The 1,513-nt window shown below is 76.6% G+C and carries 1 protein-coding gene; it reads left to right on the plus strand.

What is annotated here, in order from left to right; translation table 11 throughout:
• Positions 1-56: 56 nt before the first annotated feature.
• Positions 57-1,472: a UDP-N-acetylmuramate--L-alanine ligase gene (gene murC / locus AC1DUQ_RS21665; protein WP_477063081.1), complete on the plus strand. Its 1,416-nt coding sequence runs from the start codon at positions 57-59 to the stop codon at positions 1,470-1,472.
• Positions 1,473-1,513: the final 41 nt, after the last annotated feature.

Here is a 1,513-nt window from a genome sequence, read left to right on the forward strand (position 1 = left end):
GTCGGGGTGCGTGACGCCGCCGCCCGGGTGGCCCGTCTGGTGGAGGCGGAGCTGCCGTGACCGACGTCCTGCGGCCCGCCGACCTCGGCCGCGTCCATCTCGTCGGCGTGGGCGGAGCGGGCATGTCCGCGATCGCCGCCCTGCTCGCCGCCCGCGGCCTGGCCGTCAGCGGGTCCGACGCGGCCGACGGTCCCGCGCTGCCGGCGCTCCGGGAGGCCGGAGTCGGGGTGCACGTCGGCCACGACGCCGCGCTCGTCGACGACGTCGACACCGTGGTGATCTCGTCGGCGGTCCGCGAGTCCAACCCCGAGCTTGCCCGCGCACGCGAGCGAGGCCTGCGCGTGCTGCACCGGTCCGAGGCCCTGGCCGCGCTCATGGTCGACCGCGACGCGGTCGCCGTGGCCGGCGCGCACGGCAAGACGACCACGTCCGCGATGATCGCCACCGCACTGCTGCACGCCGGGGCGGACCCCTCGTTCGCCATCGGTGGCACGGTCTTCTCGGTCGACGGACCGCTCGGTGGCAGCCGCGACGGCGCCGGCCCCGCGTTCGTGGCCGAGGCCGACGAGTCCGACGGCTCCTTCCTCGCGTACGCGCCACTGGTCGCGGTCGTCACCAACGTCGAGCCGGACCACCTGGACCACTACGGCTCCACGGAGGCCTTCGAGGACGCGTTCGTCGCGTTCGCCGGCCGGATCCGGCCGGGCGGCGCGCTGGTGGCCTGCGCGGACGACGCCGGTGCGGTGCGCCTGGTGGAGCAGGTGCGTGATTCGCTCGCGGACCGGAGCATCGCCGTCGTGACGTACGGGACGTCGCCGGACGCGGACGTCCGGGTCGGCGACCTGGCGGCCGACGGCGACCGGTGGGCGTTCGCCCTGTCGACCGCGGACGTGCGCACGACCGTCCGGCTGGCGGTACCCGGCACGCACAACGCCCTGAACGCGGCCGCGGCGTGGGCGGCGGCGCGACGCCTCGGTGTGACCGACGCCGCCGATGGCCTCGGCGCGTTCCGCGGCACGGGCCGCAGGTTCGAGGACCGGGGCACGGCGGACGGCGTACGCGTGGTCGACGACTACGCGCACCATCCGACCGAGGTCGCCGCCCTGCTGCGTGCCGCGCGGTCGGTCGCCGGGGACGGGCGGGTCCTCGCCCTCTTCCAGCCGCACCTCTACTCGCGCACCCGCACGTTCGCCGCCGAGTTCGGCGCGGCGCTCGACCTGGCCGACGTGGTCGTCGTGACCGACGTGTACGCCGCCCGCGAGGACCCGGACCCGTCGGTGACCGGGGCGCTGATCGTGGACCGCGTCCCCACGCCGGGCAGGGCGACGTTCGTGCCGGACCGGCACGACGCGGCACGGGCGATCGCCGCAGCCGCCCGTCCGGGCGACCTGCTGCTCACCGTCGGCGCCGGGGACGTGACCCAGCTGGCGTCGGTCGTGCTCGAGGTGCTCACCGCGCGGGCGGACGGATGAGCCCGTCACGACCGACCGCTCCGCGTGACGCCGCACCGGGT

This window comes from Cellulomonas sp. P4_B5_2 (genome assembly GCF_056402235.1).